Origin of the sequence: Marinilabilia salmonicolor JCM 21150 (assembly GCF_000259075.1) — a bacterium.
GTDB classification, from domain to species: Bacteria; Bacteroidota; Bacteroidia; order Bacteroidales; family Marinilabiliaceae; genus Marinilabilia; species Marinilabilia salmonicolor.
Window position 1 is genome coordinate 153,807 of the sequence record NZ_AJKI01000040.1, and the last position, 21,351, is coordinate 175,157.

The 21,351-nt window shown below is 44.3% G+C and carries 17 protein-coding genes and 2 tRNA genes; 5 read left to right on the forward strand and 14 right to left on the reverse strand.

Annotated features, from left to right (window positions below):
• Positions 1-100: 100 nt before the first annotated feature.
• The gene (gene hflX, locus W7W_RS0117015; protein WP_010664877.1) at positions 101-1,312 is read left to right on the forward strand and encodes a GTPase HflX; all 1,212 of its coding nucleotides are present in this window, start codon (positions 101-103) and stop codon (positions 1,310-1,312) included.
• A 150-nt stretch (positions 1,313-1,462) separates the two neighbouring features.
• Here the strand turns inward: hflX and W7W_RS0117020 are convergent, their stop codons facing one another.
• The 3 genes from W7W_RS0117020 to sppA all read right to left on the reverse strand — a co-directional run bounded on the left by W7W_RS0117020 (position 1,463) and on the right by sppA (position 5,155).
• Positions 1,463-2,275 carry a purine-nucleoside phosphorylase gene (locus W7W_RS0117020; RefSeq protein ID WP_010664878.1) on the reverse strand — a complete coding sequence of 271 codons (813 nt, stop codon included), beginning with the start codon at positions 2,273-2,275 and terminating at the stop codon, positions 1,463-1,465.
• Positions 2,238-3,311 (reverse strand): tetraacyldisaccharide 4'-kinase, encoded by a 1,074-nt coding sequence (lpxK, locus tag W7W_RS0117025; protein WP_010664879.1) that lies wholly within the window; start codon positions 3,309-3,311, stop codon positions 2,238-2,240. The genes W7W_RS0117020 and lpxK overlap by 38 nt, the downstream gene beginning before the upstream one ends.
• A 74-nt stretch (positions 3,312-3,385) precedes the next feature.
• The gene (gene sppA / locus W7W_RS0117030) at positions 3,386-5,155 is read right to left on the reverse strand and encodes a signal peptide peptidase SppA (protein WP_010664880.1); all 1,770 of its coding nucleotides are present in this window, start codon (positions 5,153-5,155) and stop codon (positions 3,386-3,388) included.
• Between the two features lie 422 nt (positions 5,156-5,577).
• On the opposite strand from sppA, the gene folK reads away from it, so the two are divergent.
• Positions 5,578-6,063, forward strand: coding sequence for a 2-amino-4-hydroxy-6-hydroxymethyldihydropteridine diphosphokinase (gene folK / locus W7W_RS0117035; RefSeq protein WP_010664881.1), 486 nt, complete (start codon positions 5,578-5,580; stop codon positions 6,061-6,063).
• Positions 6,064-6,070: 7 nt separating this feature from the next.
• Here folK and upp read toward each other — a convergent pair whose 3' ends face one another.
• The 7 genes from upp to W7W_RS0117070 all read right to left on the reverse strand — a co-directional run bounded on the left by upp (position 6,071) and on the right by W7W_RS0117070 (position 10,007).
• The gene (gene upp, locus W7W_RS0117040; RefSeq protein WP_010664882.1) at positions 6,071-6,724 is read right to left on the reverse strand and encodes a uracil phosphoribosyltransferase; all 654 of its coding nucleotides are present in this window, start codon (positions 6,722-6,724) and stop codon (positions 6,071-6,073) included.
• A 64-nt stretch (positions 6,725-6,788) separates the two neighbouring features.
• Positions 6,789-7,820: a hypothetical protein gene (locus tag W7W_RS0117045; RefSeq protein ID WP_010664883.1), complete on the reverse strand. Its 1,032-nt coding sequence runs from the start codon at positions 7,818-7,820 to the stop codon at positions 6,789-6,791.
• Positions 7,820-8,668 (reverse strand): hypothetical protein, encoded by an 849-nt coding sequence (locus W7W_RS0117050; RefSeq protein ID WP_010664884.1) that lies wholly within the window; start codon positions 8,666-8,668, stop codon positions 7,820-7,822. Before W7W_RS0117050 ends, W7W_RS0117045 begins: the two co-directional genes overlap by 1 nt.
• A 41-nt stretch (positions 8,669-8,709) precedes the next feature.
• The gene (gene radC, locus W7W_RS0117055; protein WP_010664885.1) at positions 8,710-9,408 is read right to left on the reverse strand and encodes a RadC family protein; all 699 of its coding nucleotides are present in this window, start codon (positions 9,406-9,408) and stop codon (positions 8,710-8,712) included.
• Positions 9,409-9,557: 149 nt separating this feature from the next.
• Positions 9,558-9,629, reverse strand: a tRNA-Glu gene (locus W7W_RS0117060).
• Between the two features lie 16 nt (positions 9,630-9,645).
• The gene (rpsT, locus tag W7W_RS0117065) at positions 9,646-9,900 is read right to left on the reverse strand and encodes a 30S ribosomal protein S20 (protein ID WP_010664886.1); all 255 of its coding nucleotides are present in this window, start codon (positions 9,898-9,900) and stop codon (positions 9,646-9,648) included.
• A 35-nt stretch (positions 9,901-9,935) separates the two neighbouring features.
• Positions 9,936-10,007, reverse strand: a tRNA-Glu gene (locus tag W7W_RS0117070).
• 391 nt (positions 10,008-10,398) lie between these two features.
• Here W7W_RS0117070 and nagB point away from each other — a divergent pair.
• The 3 genes from nagB to W7W_RS0117090 all read left to right on the forward strand — a co-directional run bounded on the left by nagB (position 10,399) and on the right by W7W_RS0117090 (position 14,663).
• A complete protein-coding gene (nagB, locus tag W7W_RS0117080) occupies positions 10,399-12,309 on the forward strand; it encodes a glucosamine-6-phosphate deaminase (RefSeq protein WP_010664887.1) in 1,911 nt (636 codons plus the stop codon).
• Positions 12,310-12,328: 19 nt separating this feature from the next.
• A complete protein-coding gene (gluP, locus tag W7W_RS0117085; protein WP_010664888.1) occupies positions 12,329-13,549 on the forward strand; it encodes a glucose/galactose MFS transporter in 1,221 nt (406 codons plus the stop codon).
• A gap of 61 nt (positions 13,550-13,610) precedes the next feature.
• Positions 13,611-14,663 (forward strand): substrate-binding domain-containing protein, encoded by a 1,053-nt coding sequence (locus W7W_RS0117090; RefSeq protein ID WP_010664889.1) that lies wholly within the window; start codon positions 13,611-13,613, stop codon positions 14,661-14,663.
• Between the two features lie 98 nt (positions 14,664-14,761).
• Here W7W_RS0117090 and W7W_RS0117095 read toward each other — a convergent pair whose 3' ends face one another.
• The 4 genes from W7W_RS0117095 to W7W_RS0117110 form a co-directional block, all read right to left on the reverse strand.
• Positions 14,762-15,409, reverse strand: coding sequence for a carbohydrate-binding family 9-like protein (locus W7W_RS0117095; RefSeq protein WP_025006851.1), 648 nt, complete (start codon positions 15,407-15,409; stop codon positions 14,762-14,764).
• Positions 15,410-15,437: 28 nt separating this feature from the next.
• Positions 15,438-16,523, reverse strand: a complete 1,086-nt coding sequence (locus tag W7W_RS0117100) for a phosphotransferase enzyme family protein (protein WP_010664891.1) — start codon at positions 16,521-16,523, stop codon at positions 15,438-15,440.
• Positions 16,524-16,639: 116 nt separating this feature from the next.
• Positions 16,640-18,973 carry a family 20 glycosylhydrolase gene (locus W7W_RS0117105; RefSeq protein WP_025006853.1) on the reverse strand — a complete coding sequence of 778 codons (2,334 nt, stop codon included), beginning with the start codon at positions 18,971-18,973 and terminating at the stop codon, positions 16,640-16,642.
• Positions 18,974-19,032: 59 nt separating this feature from the next.
• Positions 19,033-21,336, reverse strand: coding sequence for a glycoside hydrolase family 95 protein (locus W7W_RS0117110; protein WP_010664893.1), 2,304 nt, complete (start codon positions 21,334-21,336; stop codon positions 19,033-19,035).
• Between the last annotated feature and the right edge of the window lie 15 nt (positions 21,337-21,351).

Here is a 21,351-nt window from a genome sequence, read left to right on the forward strand (position 1 = left end):
CTTTTTTAATTTTGTTTTTTTGCATTGCTGAAGAAGGTTTTTTCCTCTTCTTTTTGATGTAAATCAATTACTTTTGCATCTGTAAATATTGCACAATACTATGAACGATCTGATATCGACAGAAAAAGAACTTGAAAAAGTTGTTTTAGTGGCCATTCGTACTCCTGATGTATCTGACCGGGAGGTGGAGGAGTATCTTGATGAACTGGCTTTTTTGGCTGAAACGGCAGGTGCTATCCCTGTGAAACGTTTTGTGCAGTCGCTTCCCATGCCCGATAAACGGTATTTTGTGGGAAGCGGAAAGTTGGAAGAGATTGTGGAGTATGTGAAAGTACATGAAGATGTTGACTCCATTATATTTGATGATGAACTGACTCCTTCCCAGTTGAGGAACCTGGAAGGGGCTTTCAGAAGACGCATTCTTGACCGGACAAATCTGATTCTCGATATTTTTGCACGCAGGGCACGTACTGCGCATGCAAAAACACAGGTTGAGCTTGCTCAATATCAATACCTGCTGCCACGCCTTACCCGCATGTGGACACACCTGGAGAGACAACGTGGGGGTATTGGAATGCGCGGACCGGGAGAGAAAGAGATTGAAACGGACCGTCGGATTATCCGCGATAAAATCTCCAAGCTTAAAAATGACCTTCAGAAGATTGATCGTCAAATGGCCACTCAGCGCAAGAATCGTGGTAAACTTGTGCGGGTGGCTTTGGTCGGATATACCAACGTGGGTAAAAGTACACTGATGAATACGCTTGCCAAGAGTGAGGTGTTTGCCGAGAATAAACTTTTTGCGACCCTTGATACCACTGTTCGTAAGGTAGTGGTGGGCAATCTGCCGTTTCTTCTGGCAGATACCGTAGGTTTTATCCGGAAATTGCCCCACCACCTGGTAGAATCGTTCAAATCGACTCTTGATGAGGTGCGTGAGGCTGATATTTTACTGCATGTGGTGGATATTTCACATCCCGGTTTTGAGCAGCAGATTGAAGTGGTAAACAAAACACTTCACGAAATTGATGAACGGGAAAAGCCCATGGTTATGGTTTTTAATAAGGTGGATGCTTTTACCTATACGGAAAAGGAGGAGGACGATCTAACTCCGGAAACACGGGAGAATTACTCTTTGGATGATTTGAAAGAGAGTTGGATGGCCAGGGATACTAAAAGCATTTTTATTTCAGCAAAGGAAAAGACCAATTTTGAGGAGTTCAGAGAGCTGTTGTATCGTGAAGTGGTGAAAATTCATGTCACCCGGTTCCCTTTTAACGACTTTCTTTATCCGGATATCGAAGCAGAATAGATTGCTTCGCCTTGCTCGCTAAGACGATTTCCAGGATATAAAAAGTTGGAGGGGTTGATTTTCGGCATTGCCAAAAATCAACCCCTCCAACTTTTTATATCCGGTAAAGTCGCGTCGGTGCGAACTTAGTGAAGCAATCCTGATTTTTCACTAGAGTGTTCCCACCAGTTCTGCAATCACGTTGGTCATTTTGGGTTCGGCTGCTGCTGCTACTTCCTGAACTTCCTCATGGGAGATTTCCACAATTTGTCCGGGAACTCCGGAGTCGGTGATGATGCTAACTCCGAAACAGGTCATCCCGGCATGACGGGCAACAATGACCTCGGGTACGGTGGACATACCCACTGTATCGCCGCCAATTACCCTGAAAAACTTGTATTCAGCTGGTGTTTCAAAGGTAGGACCTGCCGTTCCCACGTACACCCCTGTTTTGAGCTCAATGCCATTGTTTTTTGCAATTTCCAGGGCTTTTTGGGTAAGTGCTTTGCTATATGGTTCACTCATATCCGGGAAGCGTGGTCCCAGTTCATTCTGGTTTTTTCCTATCAGCGGGTTGTCTCCAAACATATTGATGTGATCGGTTATAACCATGATGTCCCCCACTTTAAATTCAGGATTCAGGCCCCCGCTTGCATTGGATACGATGAGGTGGTCTATTCCCAGTGCTTTCATTGCACGTACAGGAAAGGTTACTTCTTTCATATCGTAACCTTCGTAGTAATGAAAACGACCCTGCATCGCTACAATCTCGGTCCCGCGAATGGAGCCAAATATGAGGCGTCCTTCATGGCCTTCAACCGTTGAGACCGGAAAGTTTGGTATGTCTCCATACGAAACGGTTTCTTTTATTTCAATTTCTTTGACCAGACCACCCAGTCCGGTTCCCAGTATGATGCCCACGCGGGCAGAGGTGCTGTGGTTTTGTTTAAGAAACGTTGCTGTTTCCTGAATTTTCTTCAACATAATTTTTTACGGTTTTTAAAAATGTGTCCTGTTCGTTAAAGAGTATTTTCAACTCAATGGGAAGATACCAAATTTTTTCGGATAGGTCAGCCGGCAGATTCTTGTGCCTGAGTCTTACTGCATCCTTTTCGGTGGTGACAACAATGGAGTCAGGGCTCATTTTTGCAAGTTTGTTGTTGATTTTTCTTAAATCGGAATCAGAAAAATCATGGTGATCCGGGAATGATATTTTCTCGAATTCTTTGGCAAAACCGGCTACTTCATTAAAGAAGGGAGCAGGATTGCCGATGCCGGTAATTGCGAGTACGGACTTTTTTCCCTGGGCCGATTCGGGAAGGGTGTCGGTATCTTTTAGGGGTTTTAGTTTATCGTAGCCTATGCTGCTAAAAAATACCAGTTGATGAGCTGTTGGCTTAAGCTTTCGTAAGATTTGGGTTTTTTCTGTTTCACTCAGGTTGCAGGGGCATTTATTAACGATAATGATGTCGGCTCTTTTCTTGCCACAAAGGGGTTCTCTGAGATTGCCTGATGGCAGACAAAAGTCTTTGTAGATGGGGCGGAAATAATCTGTTACAAGAATGGAAAGACCGGGAGATACGGCTCTGTGTTGGTAAGCATCATCGAGCAACACTACTTTGGGGGGAGGATTTAGATGAAGCAGATGGTTCATCCCCAGGATGCGTCTTTCGGCCACCATTACGGTGAGTGCGGGGAATTTTTGTTTCATCTGCATGGGCTCATCTCCAATGGTGGATGCAGTTGCGTCATCATTTGCATGGAGCGGGCCTTTGGTTTTTCTGCCATACCCGCGACTCAGCAGAGCGCAGGGGTAATCCGGAATCAGGGTTTTAATCAACAATTCGGTCAATGGTGTTTTTCCGGTTCCTCCAACGGTTAGATTGCCCACTGAGATGAGCGGAACCGGATAAGGGGTGCTCTTTTTAATTCCGCTGTTGTATAGTGCGTTGCGAATGGAGGTTGCCAGGCAATACATCAGCGAGAATGGGAAAAGCAAAATCCGGAGGGCTCGTTGCATTGATCTGTCTTTTGGATAACAAAGGGCGCATAAGGTCTTTCACTTTATGCGCCCTCTGCAATAATATAGTATTGTTAGTTAATAGAGATTTCGTATGGAATTCGTGCCTGAATGGGGTACGATTCCTTCAGATCTTCGATGGTTTGCATATACTGGAGGTATTCTGAGTTGCCAAAGAATACTGACTTCATGTGTGCTGAAGCATTGCCGGTAAGATCTTTCATCAGTTGTTCAAATGGAGGCAACACTTCCGGCAGCTCTACGATTCGGTAGTTATTAGCAACGCCGGCTTTTTCTGCTGCAATATCCACGGCAGTGTCGATTCCGCCCAATACATCCACCAGGTCGATTTCAAGGGCATTTTCACCACTCCAGACGCGTCCCTGGCCTATTTCATCAATGGCTGCTTTGGTGGTTTGTCGTCCATCTGCGCAACGTTGCAGGAAGAAGTCATAAAAATGTTCGATGTAAGCCTGCATGATCTCTTTTTCCTCAGGTCGGAAAGGGCGTGTCAGAGCTGGCATGTCTGCAAATTTATTGGTGTTGACCACGTCGGTAGAGATGCCTATTTTGTCAAGAAGCCCCTTGAAGTTGGGGATGGTTCCAAAAACGCCAATAGACCCGGTGAGCGTGTTGGGATGTGCCACGATGGTATCGGCGGCACACGCAATGTAATAACCACCGGATGCTGCAAGGTCGCTCATAGAAACAATCAAAGGTTTGGTATCAGCGGTCAGCTTCACTTCTCTCCAGATGATTTCGGACCCCATGCCGGAACCCCCGGGTGAATTGATGCGTAAAACCACGGCTTTGATTGATGAATCGCGACGGGCTTCACGAATGGTACGCGATAGATCCTCGGAGTTGATGCCATCCTGACCGGCATCGATAGCTCCTTCTGCGTAAATGATGGCCACTTTATTTTTGGCAATGCCTTTTTTACCGTCAGCCACATAAGCTTTGGCATATTGTCTTATGCCGACACTGTTGAGGTCTTTGGTGTAATCGGTTTTTGTGGAGTCCTTCAGCTCATTGAGCACCTGGTCCTTGTACTTCAGGTCGTCCAGCAGGCCTGATTTCAAAAGAAAGTCATCGGTTTGGAACATGGGCACCTGATTGGCTATCTCATTGAGCCTTCCCGGTGCAATATCCCGGACTTCTGATATTTTCTGTGTGATGTGATCCCACATGGAATTCACATAAGTTTCTGTCTGGAGTCTGGCCTCATCACTCATGTCGGTGCGTGTAAATGGCTCAATGGCCGACTTGAATTTTCCATGACGAAATACCTGAACATCAATGCCAAGTTTTTCAAGGGTATTCTTGAAGTAGGTGTGTTGTGACGAAATACCCTGGAAATTGAGCATCCCGGCAGGAGGCAGATAAATGCGGTCGGCCGCGGAAGCCAGATAATAAGATTTTTGGGAATAAACAGGCGCAAAGCTGATGATAAACTTGCCGGTTTTCTTGAAATCCAAAAGGGCATTCCGGATCTCTTCAATGGTGGCATGACCTCCCATTACCAGGCCGGACTCAAGGTAGATTCCTTTGATTCTGTTGTCGCGGCCGGCTTTTTTGATGCTCGAAAGGATTTGATTCAAACCCATTGGGGCGGCTTCTCCGGAAATTTCAGCGAAAATTTGTGCAAAAGGGTCATCGGCTGTTCGCTCTACAATTGGGCCGTCCAGTTTGAGCACAAGCAGTGAGTTGTCTTTAACGCTTACTTCCTGCGAACTTGAAGCTGCAAGAATGCCTACAAAAATAAAAAAACCGAGCGTCAGGATGGTGATGGAAACCACTGACCCTACAATGACAGCAAGGGTGTACTTAAGAAATTTCTTCATGTTCGTTTTTTTAGGGTTATTTTCCTGTTTAAGTTAACATGCTTAATTTACAAATAAATAATTATTTCTTCTATCCGTTTTATTCGTTGTTGATTGTAATTTCTTGATCGTTGAACATTGCATTGAAATAAATCACACTCCCTCTCATTTTTGGTTGCTTCGCGACCAATAATGAGAGGGGGTTGGAGGCAACTTCCAAACCCAGGGCGTTGCCCAAGGCTATTGCTTTCAGGCTTTGAGCCTGTTCACACCTTACCTGTCTTATGTGTAAAGCAGGTTAAGTTAAAAACAGGAATTGTTTAGTAAAAATAATAGCTTTAAGACTTGTCTGTTTTCTTCAAAAGTCATTCTTTTACAAATTTGCAAAAAATAATTTATTTGAAGGTGACAGACTTCAGCTTTTCACAAAACAACTGATTATTATGTCAACGGTCATTCTACTTCTCGGGGGAAATCGGGGAGAAACAGAGAAGGTGTTTCAGCAGGCTATCGGGCTTATTGAACAACAGATTGGATTGATTCAACGGATCTCCTCCATGTATAAAAGTCCGCCATGGGGCTTTGAAGATGAGCAGTGGTTTCTGAATCAGGTGATTTTTGTGGAAACGACTTTGGCAGCCGGGAGTGTGTTGGAAAAAACGCAACAGATTGAGCGTGATATGGGGCGTAAAAAAAAGACGACCACTCATTACGAAGGTCGTCTTCTGGATATTGATATCTTGTTTTATGATAATGTCATAATCTCCTCTCCGAACCTCACGATTCCTCATGAGCGTATTCATTTGCGGCGTTTTACGTTGTTACCGTTGCATGAACTAACGCCCGGTTTCATACATCCGGTAATGAATAAAAGCATTGCAGAACTGCTGAAAGAATGTCCTGATGAATCGGAAGTGAAAAAACTGTGAGAACCCGCTATAATTTGGGGCCATAAGCCAGGTCTCCCGCATCTCCCAGTCCCGGGACGATGTAGGATTTTGCATTGAGTTCATCATCCACTGTAGCCAGCCATAATGTAACGGGTTCATCTCCCAGTTTTTTCTGAATATACTCCACACCTTCCTGACTTGCCACAATACTCACCAGGTGCACATGTTTTGGGGTTCCGTTGGCTTGAATGGCTTTGTATGCCAGTTCGATGGATGACCCGGTAGCAAGCATGGGGTCGGCCATAATTACAATTTTATCGTTGAGATCGGGTGCTGAAATGTACTCGATGTGAATGTCGAATTCTCCGTCGTCAGTGTATTTTCTGAAGGCGGATACAAATCCGTTTTCTGCACGGTCGAGGTAATTGAGCAATCCGTTGTGGAGCGGTACTCCGGCCCTGAGAATGGAGGTCACCACCACTTTTTCCTGAGGCAACCACTCTTTGGCTGTTCCAAGTGGAGTAGGAATGTCAGTTTCTTTGTAGGTCAGCGTCTTGCTGATTTCCAGTGCAAATATTTCGCCGATCCGTTCAAGATTTCTGCGAAAGCGAAGGGGGTCGTGCTGAATGTTGACATCTCTTAATTCTGCGACAAAAGTGCTAAGGATACTGAAGGGTTCATTAATGAGTTTAATTTCCATTTCCCGATTTTTACATGCAAAAATAATGTTTAAGGTTCAAAAAATCATAAAAGTGCTGTGTTTTTTACTTGTAAAACATATAAGTGAGGTTTTTCAGTCTGTTCGAAAGATGTGCCCTTTTCCCTAATTTCAGAATCAGTGGCAGGTTGTTTTTCTGAAATGCCGGATAAATAAGGTGATCAGCTCCGAAGCTTTTATTGAATGAAGCAATACTCTCAATGTCGGAGCCGGCAAAATCGAGTAGCTTGTTTTGTTGTGAATATTCTTGAAGGAAATGGTTTATCAAACCAAATGTGGCGTAATTCTTCCGGCCAAAAGCATTGGTGATATGGTAGAGGATTATTCGTTTCTTGCCGAAAAGGAAAAAGCAGGCACCTGCAATTTCTCCTTTTTTCGTTGCTGTATAAAGTGCTCCCTTTTTTAGGTTGATGGCGGTTTGTACCATTTTGGAGAAATTGGCGTTGTGGCTTTCGGGAGTATAAAGTTCCGGCTTGTCTTTTGCTCTTTGTTGTTGTAATGTTTTGTAAACTGTGGGATTCGTGTTATGTTCAATGGTGAAATTTTCTTTCAGGAATCGTCTGACGTTTTTTCGATGAGTTTTGGAAAACGTTGAAAAAATAGTTTCGTAATCTGACTTCAGGGAAAGTTCATAGTTGTTTCTGAAGGATAGAAATTTTTCTGTTATGGTATTCGATGAGTCCATTCTTACATCAGGAAGAAAGCTGTAACTGATGAATCGGAAATTGCGAAAAAGAGGATGTTTAAATACCAAATGTTTGAGTGAGGATAATTGCGTCAATGAGGAGAACAAATCGAGATTGTGAATGTCATGCGGCATTTGAATTAATCTAATTCCAAACCTTGAAGATATTTTAACCGGCATCACCCCAGCATAATCGCCTATAACCAGTCCGTGCCAATCGGGTGTCAGATAATCCAGTACCCAGCTGTAGGCCACCGGGGTTTCGTTTATTGAGTTTTCGATGCATTTGTCCCAACGGTCGATGTTGATTTCTGTACGGGGTAGCAACTCAACTGAATAGTCGGCAAGAGTCTCTTGTGAGGATGATGAAGAAGCATTTGGTGCTTTGGTCATTACAAAAATCCTTTTTTATATCTGAGGCATTGATGTTGATCAAACATTATGAGAGAGGTGAGGGGAGTACAGGAAAAGGGAATCTCGAGAGTGAGGTTGCTTTCGCAATTGCTCTCAATCAGGTGGTTGATGGCCTTAAATACGCCTTTTGATTGTCGCCCTTCCTGGTTTTCAACGCAATCGAACAGAAAGAGCCTGTTGTTGGATTTAATCAGGAAGACCGCTGCAATTAATTCATTACGTGCAGAGTAGGTGGCATAAATGCCGGCGCTTTTGTAACGGATAGCATAGTTCATAATCCTTGTGAGTTGCATCTCCTCAGTGGCTCCTTTTTTCTTTTGTCTTCTTCTGAAGAACATATATTCATCACTTCTAATGGAGCGCATTACGAAAGTTCCGTCATTTTTCAACAATGTTTCTTTTGCCCCCTTGCTGTAACGTTCTTTTATTTTTTTGTAAGGTGTGATTAGGTCCAGAACCGGCACTTTTACGGTTCTTCGACGGTTGTATTTAGTGATACGGTTCAGGTGATTGAGTGTAAGGGAGATGTTGGTGTAGGGGATGCAGTGCAGGATTGCTTCAACTTTTTCGGCGGGCAGGTGATTGGAAGAAAAAACACCAAGAAAAGGGGCCATACGGGGTTGACTAACCTTTACGATGCCCATTTTGCGGATTAATGGAATCGGACATACTGTTTCGTAATCTCCTTCAATAAGCAGTTCCCATTCGTCACAGGTCTGATCTAAATACCAGGAATAGGCAAAGATATTGGCATTGAAAGATCTTTTTAATGCATTGTCATATTTAAGGCGGTTTATCTCCTGGTTGTGTAAGTGTTGAATTTTCATGAAACTGTGTATATAATGGGGTTTTTTCCAACAAATGGGCATTAGAGAATACCTTCATCTGCAAAGCTAAAATAATGGTTTTCGGCAATAATCACATGGTCTAATACATGAATGTCAAGAATTTTTCCAGCTTCGGCAAGTTTTTTGGTGATTGAGATGTCCGGTTGGCTGGGTTTGCGGTTTCCTGAAGGATGGTTGTGACATAAAATGATGGAAGAAGCGTGCTGGTAAAGTGCTTTTTCCATGATAAGACGTACATCAATAACGGTTCCGGCAATCCCTCCCTTACTAATATTGAAGCGGGTTACTACTTTATTGGCCTGATTGAGTACCAGTATCCAGAATTCTTCGTGTGGTAAATCTGCCAGTGTCGGGCTCATAAGGGTAAAGACATCTTCGCTTTTTCTGATTTGGGGTTTTTCGAGGGGGGAGGCCAGTTGGCGTCTTCGGCCCAGCTCCAGCGCTGCAACAATGGTGATGGCTTTGGCCTGACCAACTCCGTGGTAGCTTTTTTGTAAGGATTCAATGGTGCTCTTTCCCAACTCATTTAGGTTGTTTCGGGCATCTCTCAGGATTTTTCTGGAGAGTTCAACTGCCGATTCTCTGCGGCTGCCGGACCCTATTAATATGGCCAGAAGTTCAGCGTTTGAAAGAGATGCAATGCCCTTTTGGATGAGTTTTTCGCGGGGGCGATCCTCAATGGCCCAATGTCGGATGCTGGTTCTTTGATATTCTTCCATCCTTCTTTTTTTGGCACCAAGTCCCGGCACAATAGAAGTTCATGAGCAGGGGTTGGGCAGGTTAATGGATTGTTCGGGGTAAACGGTTGATGCAATATACAAAAAAAAGAAGCATAAAAAAAGGCCTTTCCAAACAGGAAAGACCTCAGCAGTCCCTAGGAGAATCGAACTCCTGTTTCCAGGATGAAAACCTGGCGTCCTAACCACTAGACGAAGGGACCATAAAAAGGCTTAATACTAAGCCAGTTTACTGATGTGATTTGCCAAACTTGATTTCAGGTTTGACGCATTATTTTTGTGAATAATGTTCTTTTTGGCAAGCTTGTCGATCATAGAAGTAACCTGAGGATACATTGATTCAGCTTCTGCCTTCTCTGTAGTGCTTCTCAGCTTCTTGATAGCATTACGGGCCGTTTTGGCGTAATACTTATTGTGAAGCTTGCGCTTCTCAATCTGACGAACTCTCTTCTTTGCTGATTGATGATTTGCCATCTCTAATCCTTGCTAATTGTTACAAATATTTTTAGCAGTCCCTAGGAGAATCGAACTCCTGTTTCCAGGATGAAAACCTGGCGTCCTAACCACTAGACGAAGGGACCATATCGGTGCGCAAATGAAATGTTCTTTTTCAAATGCGGATGCAAAGATAAATCAAATTTCACTTCTTGCAAATTTCGGGAATGAAAAAAGTAAAAAAATCGTGGTTGTTATTGCATTTTTTTTGTCGGTATATCTTAATTTATTTTGAATCAGTCTGTTTGTCGCGTTGTTGGGAATAATATTTTTCAATGAACTTGCAAATACATGATTTCCGGGAGTGTGCAATTTTCCTTTTGATATGTGTTCTATACACACCAATCTGATTTTGTGTTGTTATTGAGTTTTTTAAGTGGCTGTAAAATAATTTTTTAAAATTTGTGTGTGCGTACACACAAAATGATTAATTTTGTATCAGGAAAAAAGAATTATCCAATTAAATAAGGAGCCATTATGACAGAGTCAACATTAAGGAGTCACCTGGAAAAGGTGGCGGTTAAAGTTTTCAGCGATCGTGATGAAGGATCAGCGTTTGTGGCAAGAGAGATAGCCTCATTAATAAAGGAAAAGAATAAAATCAATAAAACAACGGTTCTCGGGCTGGCCACCGGCAGTTCGCCATTGTTACTGTATAAAGAGCTTATCCGGATTCACAGGGAGGAAGGGTTGAGTTTTAAAAATGTAATATCATTTAACCTGGATGAGTATTATCCCATGGAGCGTGAGGATGTAAACAGTTATCACCGGTTTATGCAGGAGAATTTTTTCGCTCAGGTGGACATCCTTCCTGAGAACATTCATATTCCTGATGGGACTCTGTCACGTGAACAGATAGAGGGATATTGTCGCGACTATGATAATAAAATTAAATCCCTGGGTGGACTGGATATTCAAATTTTGGGTATTGGGCGAAGCGGACATATCGGGTTTAATGAACCAGGATCGCAAGCTGGCGATGAAACACGACTGGTTCATTTGGATGAGGTAACTATAGAGGATGCAGCCAAGGATTTTGGCGGTAAAGAAAATGTACCCCGTAGTGCAATAACCATGGGGGTGAAATCTATTATGCAAGCAGAAAGAGTCTTCCTGATGGCCTGGGGTCAGGGTAAAGCGGAGGTGGTAAAATCTGCGGTTGAAGGACCCGTGACTGCTGAGCTTCCTGCTTCTTTTCTTCAAAATCATCCGGATGCTTTATTTGTTGTTGATCCTGCAGCAGGGGCTCAACTTAGCAGAATCGAGACCCCCTGGCTGACCGGAGATTGCAAGTGGACGGATACCATGCGAAAAAAAGCGCTCATCTGGCTTTCTAAGCAAACCGGGAAGCCTATTCTGAAGCTAACTGAAGCCGATTATAAAGAGTGGGGATTGAAGTCACTTCTTCAGACGGGTGAAAAGGCGTATGATTTGAATATTGAAATTCACAATTTGTTGCAGCAAACCATCACCGGATGGCCGGGAGGTAAGCCCGGAAGTGATGACAAAACACGCCCGGAGCGTTCTGAACCTTTCCCTAAAAGGGTAATTGTATTTAGCCCTCACCCCGACGATGATGTGATTTCCATGGGTGGAACTTTTATTCGTTTGGCAGAACAGGGTCACGATGTCCATGTGGCTTATCAAACATCCGGGAACATCGCGGTATTTGATGATGATGCACACAGGTACATGGATTTTCTGCGAGGCCTTTCCCGTCAGATGTCACTATGCGAGACGGATATTGAGAAGTTCTATAATGAGATTACCGGTTATCTGAAAGAAAATCCGGGGAATGGGAATAGTCATCCTTCTGTTTTGGCCATTAAAGGACAAATCAGGAAGGGAGAGGCTATTGCTGCCAGTCGTTTCAGTGGAGTAAAAGAAGAGAATATTCATTTTTTGGACCTGCCGTTTTATGAAACGGGAAGTGTGGAAAAAAGTCCTGTTTCGCAGGCCGATATCGATATTATTGTAGATTTGCTGCGAGAGGTGAAGCCTCATCAAATTTATGCTGCCGGCGATTTGCAGGATCCTCATGGAACTCATGCCGTTTGCCTGCATGCTATTTTTGATGCACTCAAAGTTGTGAAGGAGGAAGAGTGGGCCAAAGATTGCTGGGTATGGCTTTACCGTGGTGCATGGCAGGAATGGGACATCGAGGATGTTGAAATGGCTGTGCCTATCAGTCCGGATGAGCTCAAGAAAAAAAGAATGGCTATTTTTAAACACCAGTCACAAAAAGACGAGCCGGTGTTCCCGGGTACTGACTCACGTGAATTCTGGGAGCGTGCCGAAGACCGGAACAGAGAGACAGCTAAGCTGTATGACAGCCTTGGGCTTACCGAGTATGAAGCCATTGAGGCTTTCAGACGATATAAATTTTAAATCTTGAAAGAAATCTATTATGAGTAATCAAATTGCATCTGCAAAGAGAGGCAGCACACAGTTAGTTGCACTCGCCATATTAGGGATGATGTTTTTCTCCATCGGTTTTGCCCTGGGAATCAATAGTTATCTGATACCACTTCTGAAGAGTGAGTTGAGTATCAGTTCTGCAGAATCTTATCTGGTACTGGCAGCTACTTTCTCCGCATTTCTTATTTTCGGGTATCCTGCATCGTTTGTGATCGCCCGTATCGGTTACAAAAAGACCATGGCTTTGTCATTTCTTTTGTTTTCCATTGGATTTTATTTATACATCCCTTCCGGACAAATGGAGAGTTTGCCTTTATTTTTGGCAGCTTCCTTTCTCAGCGGCATGGGAAATACGTTTCTTCAGGCAACCGTGAATCCATATGTGACAATTCTTGGGCCCATTGACAGTGCTGCACAACGGATGAGTATCATGGGCATCCTGAATAAGCTGGCATGGCCGGTGGCTCCATTGTTCCTGGCATTGGTGATCGGGAAAAGTGTGGATCAGGTGACCTTCTCCGACACCACGCTTCCGTTTTATATCATCATTGGGGTTTTTCTCCTTTTGGGGCTGATTGCATTGATTTCTCCTCTTCCTGAAGTGAAAGCAGTGGGTGAAGATGAAGAAAGCGCAGACGACTGTCCTTATGCTGCAAAAAAGACTTCGGTATTTCAATTCCCTCACCTGTTGCTCGGGGTTCTGGCCCTTTTCTTCTATGTAGGTGTGGAGACTGTGGCACTGGGAACATTGGTTGATTACGCTGAGAGTCTTGGGTTGTCTAACCCTGAATGGTATGCATGGATTGCTCCGGTAGGAATGGTGGTTGGCTATATTGCGGGAATCATTTTGATTCCAAAGTATGTCAGTCAGTCCAAAGCCCTGGTGGTAAGTACCGTTACTGCTATTGCAGGTTCCCTGCTGGTCGTTTTGACCCCTATGGAAATCTCAATTTTCTTTGTGGTACTTATTGCACTGGGAGCTGCGCTGATGTGGCCCGCTATTTGGCCTTTGGCAATGACCGACCTGGGGCGTTTTACAAAAGCAGGTGGATCACTGATGGTGGTTGCTATTGTAGGTGGTGCATTAATACCAACGCTTTATGGTTTTCTGAAGGATATGTTTGGAGCACAAAATGCATATTGGCTTTGTCTTCCCTTGTTTTTGTATATCCTTTATTATGCCCTGAAAGGACATAAAATACGGAATTGAATTTTTAATTATCTGTCCTGAATCTGAGTATTGCTTCAGGGCAGATTATAGATCTACCTTTTTGAAAAAGATTGCCCGCATAAAAGATATTGCCAGACAGGCAGGCGTGTCAGCCGGAACAGTTGACCGGGTGCTACATAACAGGGGCCGGGTTTCAGAGGGTGCCAAAAAGCGCATCACAAAGGCAATGGAAGCCCTGGACTATGAGCCCAATATTATGGCCCGGGCGCTTGTGTCGTCAGGAGAATATCGTATTGCAGCAATTATCCCCAACCCCGGAAATGATGAGTATTGGAGTGCCCCATTTCAGGGTGTTGAGGAGGCTGCAGAGCAACTGCGACAGTATGGAGTCGTTGTTGATAAATTTCTGTTTAATCAGAAAGATGCGGAATCTTTTAAGAAAGAAGCTCAGAAAGTTAGTACGAGCCATTACAGCGGTATTTTGGTGGCCCCTATTTTTTACCGGGAATCACTTGCTTTCTTAAGTAAGTGGAAACAGGATGGGATTCCTTTTAATCTTTTTAATACGCACATCCCTGACTATAAGCCTGTGGCTTATGTGGGGCAGGATTCTTATCAAAGCGGATTATTGGCCGGCAGATTATTGCACTATGGCTGTAAGCAACCCGGAACCTTTATGGTTGTCCATCTGGATGAGCAGGTAACCAATTCCACACATCTGATCCGCAAAGAACAGGGATTTCTTGATTACTTTGAGGATCTTCGGTCCGTAGGATACAAAGTAATTCGCACTGAGGTGGATTTTTGGGAAGATAAACCCCGTTTTGATCAGCACTTACAAAAACTATTAGAGTCAAACCCTGATTTGAGAGGGTTTTTTGTAACCAATTCCCGTTCTTTTGTACTTGCCGATTTTCTTCAGAAGTATCAGTCCGGGCATTTCCAGCTTGTTGGTTATGACCTTCTTTTGAAAAACCGGGAACTGCTGAACAGGGGTGCTATTGATTTTCTGATAAATCAGAATCCTCATGGTCAGGGCTATTGGGGCGTAAAGCTTATGGCTGATTACCTTGTGTTTAAGAAGGAGGTGGAGCAAATAAAATATTTGCCGCTGGATGTGGTGACGAAAGAGAATATGCAGTATTATGAATAAAAGTTAGTCTCCTTTTTTCGGGGAATGAGTTTCGCTGTGAAACCAGTGATATTCTATAAAAAAAAGTGCAACGCAGGCCTCCTGCGTTGCACTTTTTTTTAAGCTAATTCAATGATCCCGAAAAAATCCGAACGGTGAAAATTGGGCTCTTCAATCTCAATGGAGTTCCAGGAAACAAAATGTGGTTCGGGAGTTTTGTCCCCACATTTGTAGAAATTTCCTTTGAGTTGCATTCCGGAAGTAAATTTCATCCCCGGGTGATTGACAAAAGTGGCCGCAGGAATAATCAGGGTTAACTGATATTCAAAACGGCCACTTTGTGGCTCTATTGCTTTGCGTTCCAGGGTGGAATGTTTCTTAACAGCATCAATGGTTCTGGGAGCCAGAAGGGTTCTTTCTTCTTTGTGGGCTCCCCATCCGATGAGTTGGGTTCCGATGCAGTTGGTTTCCAGGTTGTAATACCCCCGGTTGTCGAAGGCACAGAAGAATTCACAACAGCTGTCTTCCCACACATTTCCGTTGGTTTTGGTTTCCATGGCTCTGATGTGCTCCTCCTGCACCTTAAATTTCAGAAACAGGTTGTTCTGGTTGTATGCCATGGAGAAAGAGACCTTAGGACGGTATGGAAAGGTTTTCCAGTTGACCGTTTCAATTTTTCCCTGCATCCCTTTTTTATCAAGGATTTTGGAGACTTCCTCCGGGGATGTAAATGATGTATCTAAATATGGAATGGTGATTTTCTTCATAATGTGAGAAATATCGTACGTTTTAAGTTTATTGTTGTTCCACAATCTTTTGCATGGCATCCCAGTTTTCTTCCATGCTTTTGAGTAATTTTATCTGGGCCCTGGTTCTGATCAGGTTGTGTTTTGGACTTTCGGTTTTGTAGTAATTGTCGCCATCAATGTAATCATCGAGGAACCGCACTGCCTGTTCGTAGGTCAGCAGTTTGGCACCAAAAGCGAGCGTCTCTTTTTCGGCAGGGGTAAGAATCTCTTTGGTTTCCTGCAAAAAACCCTTGATGAATCCTTCGTAAAGGTCCATATTGATGCTTACTCTGTCAAGGTCGGGATCATCCTCTTTGCCGGTGTTGGCTCCGTTGCGGATGGCATCGCCAATGTCGTAACAGACATACCCGGGCATCACGGTGTCCAGGTCAATAACACAAAGCACTTCATCATTTTCATCGAGTAGCACATTGTTGAATTTGGTATCCTGATGTACGATTCGTTCGGGGATTTTGCCTTCTTTTCCCATCTGAACAATTTTTTTGTATTCTTCGGAGCGTTCCATCAGGAAATCAACTTCTTCTTTAACCTCTTTCAAGCGACCTACGGGGTCTTTTTCAACGCGTTCCTTGAAATTGTTGATGCGCATTTCGGTGTTGTGAAATCCCGGAATGATTGGGTAAAGAGGATCTCCGGGCAAGTCGGAAACCATTCTCTGGAACTGACCGAATGCTCGTCCTCCGGCATTAGCCTGTTTGGTGTTGGTCAGCTGGTCGTAGGAACGTGCCCCTTCAATAAAGAGAAACATCCGCCAATACTGTCCTTCAGCATCTTTGTAGAAACCTTCACCCTCGAGGGTCTCAACGGGTGTTAGTACCCGCCGGTCGATGTCGTCAATTCCCTGAGCTTCGAGTTTTTCTCTGAGGTGGTCGGTTACTCTTTTAATGTTTCGTGTGAGTTCCGGCACATTTTGAAAAATCTGGTGGTTGATGATTTGAAGCAGGTAGTTGGGATGTTCGTCTTCCTGCGTTTTTACTTTGTATGTGGTGTTGATCAGTCCGGTTCCGAAAGGCTTTATACCTTCCACGGTTCCTTTTATGGCGAACTGACTGGTTATTTGTTCTGGTGTCATAGCTTTAATTTTTTCTGTCAGTCGGGGGATTTTTCAGTGACTTTTGTTTTTGAGGAGAAACGCCCAAAACAGAAGACTGTTTTAACCAGAACTGTTTTGGGTGTTTCTGTTCCTGATTATTTTTCAGTAAAAAAATCAGCTGGAGTGAGTTTTTTGACAGATCCATCCGGGAATTGCAGTTTCAGGTTGAGATTGTATCCACCGCCACCTTCCGTAAAATATATTTTTACTTTGTAGAGGCCCTTTTTCAAGGCAGCCGGTTCAATAACAGTTTGATTGGAATGAAGCCCGTCATTATCGATGAATTCCTGTTCGTTGAGGTACATTTTGCTTCCGTCGTCAGACGAAAGATGGAAGTGATAAAGGCCCTCTTTTTCAACGGGCAGAACACCTGAGAAGGTAAACCCAAAAGAACCGCTGTTCACAACCTCCGGAATCCATTTGGATGTTACAATTCCTGTGTTTTCCGGTTGTTGCTCTTCCATTTCTTTCACAGTTCTGAAAAAACCTTCGTAATAGTTGTAAGCCAAGCCGGCTGATCCCGGGGTAATGTTCTCTACCGGGTCAGTATAGGCCACTTTGGTAACAGGAATTTCCAGAGGGGCACTGATTTCACCTGTTGACTTTTTCACGGTAACAGCTTTTAGCACTCCTGTTTCTTTAACCTTCACAGGATTGGTGTAAAGTGCTGATTCTGTCGTTGGTTCCGAGCCATCAAGTGTATAGCGAATTTCGCTGTTGCTGAGTGGTGTGCTGAGGGATATTTCAGTAGATTCCAAAAAACCGGCTTTTGCTGTGTTTGAGGATGGTTTTGGAACTTCATAAAAGTAATTCACGTCCAGGATATCCAGTCTTTTGTAATGCTTTTCCAATCGGCGCAGGAAGTCGCTGTAATCTTTCTTCTCTTTGGGTGTCCAGACAACCTCAGAAAGTGCCACTGCTCTTGGGTAAACCATATACTCAACATGCTCCGAAGTCTTTACATATTCGGTCCATAAATTGCCCTGAGCGCCTAATATGTGTTTGGCTTCTTCATCTGTGAGAGCATCAGGAACAGGGTGGTATGAATAAACTGTCTCAAGTGGCAGATAACCACCAATGCCCAATGGTTCATTTTCCGGGTCGGTCTGGTAGTAATCCAGATAAAGGTGAGAATTCGGGGTCATGATCACATCGTGTCCCATCTTTGCAGCTTCAATACCCCCTGCTTCACCTCTCCAGGACATTACAGTGGCACCGGGGGCCAGACCACCTTCCAGAATTTCATCCCATCCGATGATCTGACGTCCATGTTTGTTGAGGAACTTCTCCATTCGGGTGATGAAATAGCTTTGAAGTTCGTGTTCATTCTTCAATCCTTCCCTGCGAATGCGGGCCTGACATTTGGGACACTCTTCCCATCGGTCTTTTGGGGCTTCATCTCCTCCGATGTGGATATATTCGCTTGGAAAAATGTCCATTACTTCGAGCAATACATTTTCCAGAAATTCAAAGGTTTTTTCTTCTCCGGCACAATAGATGTCCGGGAATACTCCCCATCTTTTAATTACTTCATAAGGACCTCCGGTGCATCCCAGTTCAGGATAAGCGGCCAAAGTTGCTGTTGCATGACCGGGCATTTCGATTTCGGGAATGACTGTGATAAAACGTTCTGCTGCATACGCCACCACTTCCCTTGCTTCTTCCTGTGTGTAATAGCCGCCATAGGGTTGGTCGTCGTATTCGAACGGGGTTTCTCCTCCATGTCCGATCAGGGTACCGTCTCGTTGACTTGCGATTTCCTGAAGTTTAGGATATTTTTTGATTTCCAGCCGCCATCCCTGGTCTTCGGTGAGGTGCCAGTGAAACTTGTTCATTTTGTGCATGGCCAGCAAGTCGATGTATTTTTTGATAAAGCTCACCGGGAAGAAGTGACGCCCAACATCCAGATGTAATCCACGGTACTGAAACCGAGGCTCGTCTTTGATTTCCACAGCCGGAACACTCCATGCAATCCCGCTTTGAACGGTTGAAGATTCAACTTCGGCAGGCAAGAGCTGTCGCAACGACTGAACTCCGTAAAACAGGCCTATAGATTCAGGGGCTTCGATAATGACTTGATCATCAGAAACCGTCAGGTGATATGCGCCGGTCTCCCCTGAAATTTCCGGATTCAGTTTCAGAAATATGGTGTTCTTTGCCGCTTCTGTTGCCAACTCTGCGGTGAAAGCAAATCCGGTGGCCGGAGATAAAAGTTCAGACAAATATCCGGCAACTCCCTGAACCTCTTCATTATCAGAAGAAGTAAGGATATTGGTTTTTTCATTCAATTTGAATTTGCCGGTTCCGGCATTCATTTCCATCGGTAACGGAATGATGGAAAGGTCGTCTTTGGTGGCCTTTTGAGAGTTACACCCTGCTAGAAGAGTGATTCCCAAAACCATTGAAAGTGCTAATAGTCCTTTTTTCATTAGTTTGAAAATTTTGTGATTATCTGATATTTAATTAAAAGTCTCAGGGGTCAGGTAGTTTAAAAGTCCTGTGCCAGAATAATGGTTGTTTCCCCTTTATTGATGGTCACATTGATGGCTTGCCCGTTGTAAACCACCGGAACATCTGTATCCACCGGTCCAATAATTTCTGCTGTGGTTAGAGCGCCATCGCTCCAGGATATGTTAATGGTATATCCACCCCGTGCCTTAAGACCCTTTACAGATCCTTCCCTCCATTGAAAAGGTAACGCAGGCAGGAGTTCAATATTACCCTGATGTGATTGCAACAACATTTCTGTCAATCCAGCAGTGCCACCAAAGTTACCGTCAATCTGGAAAGGTGGATGGTTATCGAAAAGATTGGGATGGGTGGATTTTGTCAGCAAAGCCCTCATGTTTTGATACGCTTCGTTACTGTCTTTGAGGCGTGCATAGAAATTAACCATCCAGGCCCGACTCCAGCCGGTGTGCCCACCTCCGTGTTTCAGGCGTTTTTCAATTACTTTTCGGGCAGCCTCCATCAGTTCGGGTGTTTTTTGCCAGGAAAACTGACTGGAGGGATAAAGTCCATAGAGATGTGACATGTGCCGGTGTCCGGGCTCTGCTTCCTTTAGGTCTTCAGACCACTCCAGAATGCGTCCGTCCTCCCCGATTTCCGAAGGTGTAAGTTGTTTTAGCTGCCGGGTGATCTTTCGGGTGAAATGATCTTCGGCATTTAATACTTTGGCAGCTTCAATTACCGATGAAAACAGATGGTGAATGATTTGATGGTCCATGGAGGGTCCCATTACTACTGAAGCACGATTGCCCCGGGGTGTGAAAAAGGTATTTTCGGGAGACATGGAGGGGCCGGATACAAGCCGCCCGGTCTCAGGGTCTTTTACCAGGAAGTCGCTGAGGAAAAGGGCTGCTTCTTTCATCACGTCAAAGCCATAATTCCTGAGGAATGTGGTGTCGCGGGTGAACAGGAAATGTTCCCAGATATGTGTTGATGCCCAGGCAGCACCCATAGGCCACATTGCCCATTGAGGTTGTCCCTGAGCCGTGGTGAAGTGCCAGGCGTCAGTGGTGTGGTGGGCGGTGAATCCCCTGGCACCATAAAGTGTGTTGGCTGTTTTTCGGCCATTTTCCCGGAGTTGTCCGATAAAATTCAGGAAGGGTAGGTGGCATTCCGGGAGATTTGTGACCACCGCAGGCCAGTAGTTCATTTGTATGTTTATGTTGATGTGATAATCGGCATTCCAGGGAGGTGTTAAGGTGCTTTCCCACAATCCCTGAAGATTGGCGGGCAAGGAACCCGGGCGCGATGATGAAATGAGCAGGTATCGCCCGAACTGATAGTACAATGAAAACAGGGCAGGGTCTTCAGCACCTTTTCGAAGTGCTGTCAGGCGTTCATCCACGGGGAAATAGATGGCATCCGAAGTTCCCAGATCCAGCGATACCCGATTGAACAAGGATTGATAATCACTGATGTGTTCCTTTCTGAGATCGTCATAGCTCTTTTCTGCAATATCTTTCAGGTATTTTTTACATGATTGGGTTGGGTTTTCCCCCCGGTAGTCTGTTGCCGCCACCTGAATCAGCACAACTTCAGCGGCACCTGAAATCTTTATGCTTTTGTCTTTAGCTTCTAATGTTCCTCCTTTGGCCCGAATCTGAATCCTTGTTTCATAAGTAACCCCGTCTTTGTTATCCACTTTCTGATTCATGATGATGGTGTGGCCATCCACTGAAATATTTTCACCTTCACCGGGTCTGTTGAGACTTGCCGTAAAAGAAATCCGACCCGGTTTATCTGCGGACAATTTCATAAAGGTGGCATTTGCGGGGTTAGAAGAGAAGGACTCTCTGGAATAATGAACGCCATCGGAGATAAAAGAGACCGAAGCAGTTGCGTTTTCAAGATTCAGTTGACGGCGATACTGGCTAATTTGTTCAAACTTCTCGAAATCAAGATGAAGATCTCCAAGAGTTTGATAAGTGTTGGTATTGTTGGGCATTCTGTCTTCCAGCAGATGCCGGCGGACCAGTTTTTCTGCTTCTTCATATTGCTCCTCAAAGAGCAACGTTCTGATCTTGTTGATGTATTTATGTCCGTCCGGTTTGTCGGTGAATTCATCTCGTTTGGTCCAGATTGTTTCCTCATTTAGCTGTATTCTCTCCTTGTCGATGCCCCCAAAAATCATTGCCCCCATGTGCCCATTCCCAATTGGGAGGGCCTCTTCCCATTGACTGGCCGGTTGGTCGTACCACAGGGTTAGTGGAGAGGGAGGATTGTCGGCAAACAACATTGAATTTAATGCTGTGAGAAAAATAAATATGAGAAGTGATTTTTTCATAAACGGTTTTTCTGA

Bases quoted from the DNA above. Each gene is read 5' to 3' on its own strand.
- hflX (WP_010664877.1), top strand. From the start codon at position 101: ATGAACGATCTGATATCGACAGAAAAAGAACTTGAAAAAGTTGTTTTA.
- W7W_RS0117020 (WP_010664878.1), bottom strand. From the start codon at position 2,275: ATGTTGAAGAAAATTCAGGAAACAGCAACGTTTCTTAAACAAAACCAC.
- lpxK (WP_010664879.1), bottom strand. From the start codon at position 3,311: ATGCAACGAGCCCTCCGGATTTTGCTTTTCCCATTCTCGCTGATGTAT.
- sppA (WP_010664880.1), bottom strand. From the start codon at position 5,155: ATGAAGAAATTTCTTAAGTACACCCTTGCTGTCATTGTAGGGTCAGTG.
- folK (WP_010664881.1), top strand. From the start codon at position 5,578: ATGTCAACGGTCATTCTACTTCTCGGGGGAAATCGGGGAGAAACAGAG.
- upp (WP_010664882.1), bottom strand. From the start codon at position 6,724: ATGGAAATTAAACTCATTAATGAACCCTTCAGTATCCTTAGCACTTTT.
- W7W_RS0117045 (WP_010664883.1), bottom strand. From the start codon at position 7,820: ATGACCAAAGCACCAAATGCTTCTTCATCATCCTCACAAGAGACTCTT.
- W7W_RS0117050 (WP_010664884.1), bottom strand. From the start codon at position 8,668: ATGAAAATTCAACACTTACACAACCAGGAGATAAACCGCCTTAAATAT.
- radC (WP_010664885.1), bottom strand. From the start codon at position 9,408: ATGGAAGAATATCAAAGAACCAGCATCCGACATTGGGCCATTGAGGAT.
- rpsT (WP_010664886.1), bottom strand. From the start codon at position 9,900: ATGGCAAATCATCAATCAGCAAAGAAGAGAGTTCGTCAGATTGAGAAG.
- nagB (WP_010664887.1), top strand. From the start codon at position 10,399: ATGACAGAGTCAACATTAAGGAGTCACCTGGAAAAGGTGGCGGTTAAA.
- gluP (WP_010664888.1), top strand. From the start codon at position 12,329: ATGAGTAATCAAATTGCATCTGCAAAGAGAGGCAGCACACAGTTAGTT.
- W7W_RS0117095 (WP_025006851.1), bottom strand. From the start codon at position 15,409: ATGAAGAAAATCACCATTCCATATTTAGATACATCATTTACATCCCCG.
- W7W_RS0117100 (WP_010664891.1), bottom strand. From the start codon at position 16,523: ATGACACCAGAACAAATAACCAGTCAGTTCGCCATAAAAGGAACCGTG.
- W7W_RS0117105 (WP_025006853.1), bottom strand. From the start codon at position 18,973: ATGAAAAAAGGACTATTAGCACTTTCAATGGTTTTGGGAATCACTCTT.
- W7W_RS0117110 (WP_010664893.1), bottom strand. From the start codon at position 21,336: ATGAAAAAATCACTTCTCATATTTATTTTTCTCACAGCATTAAATTCA.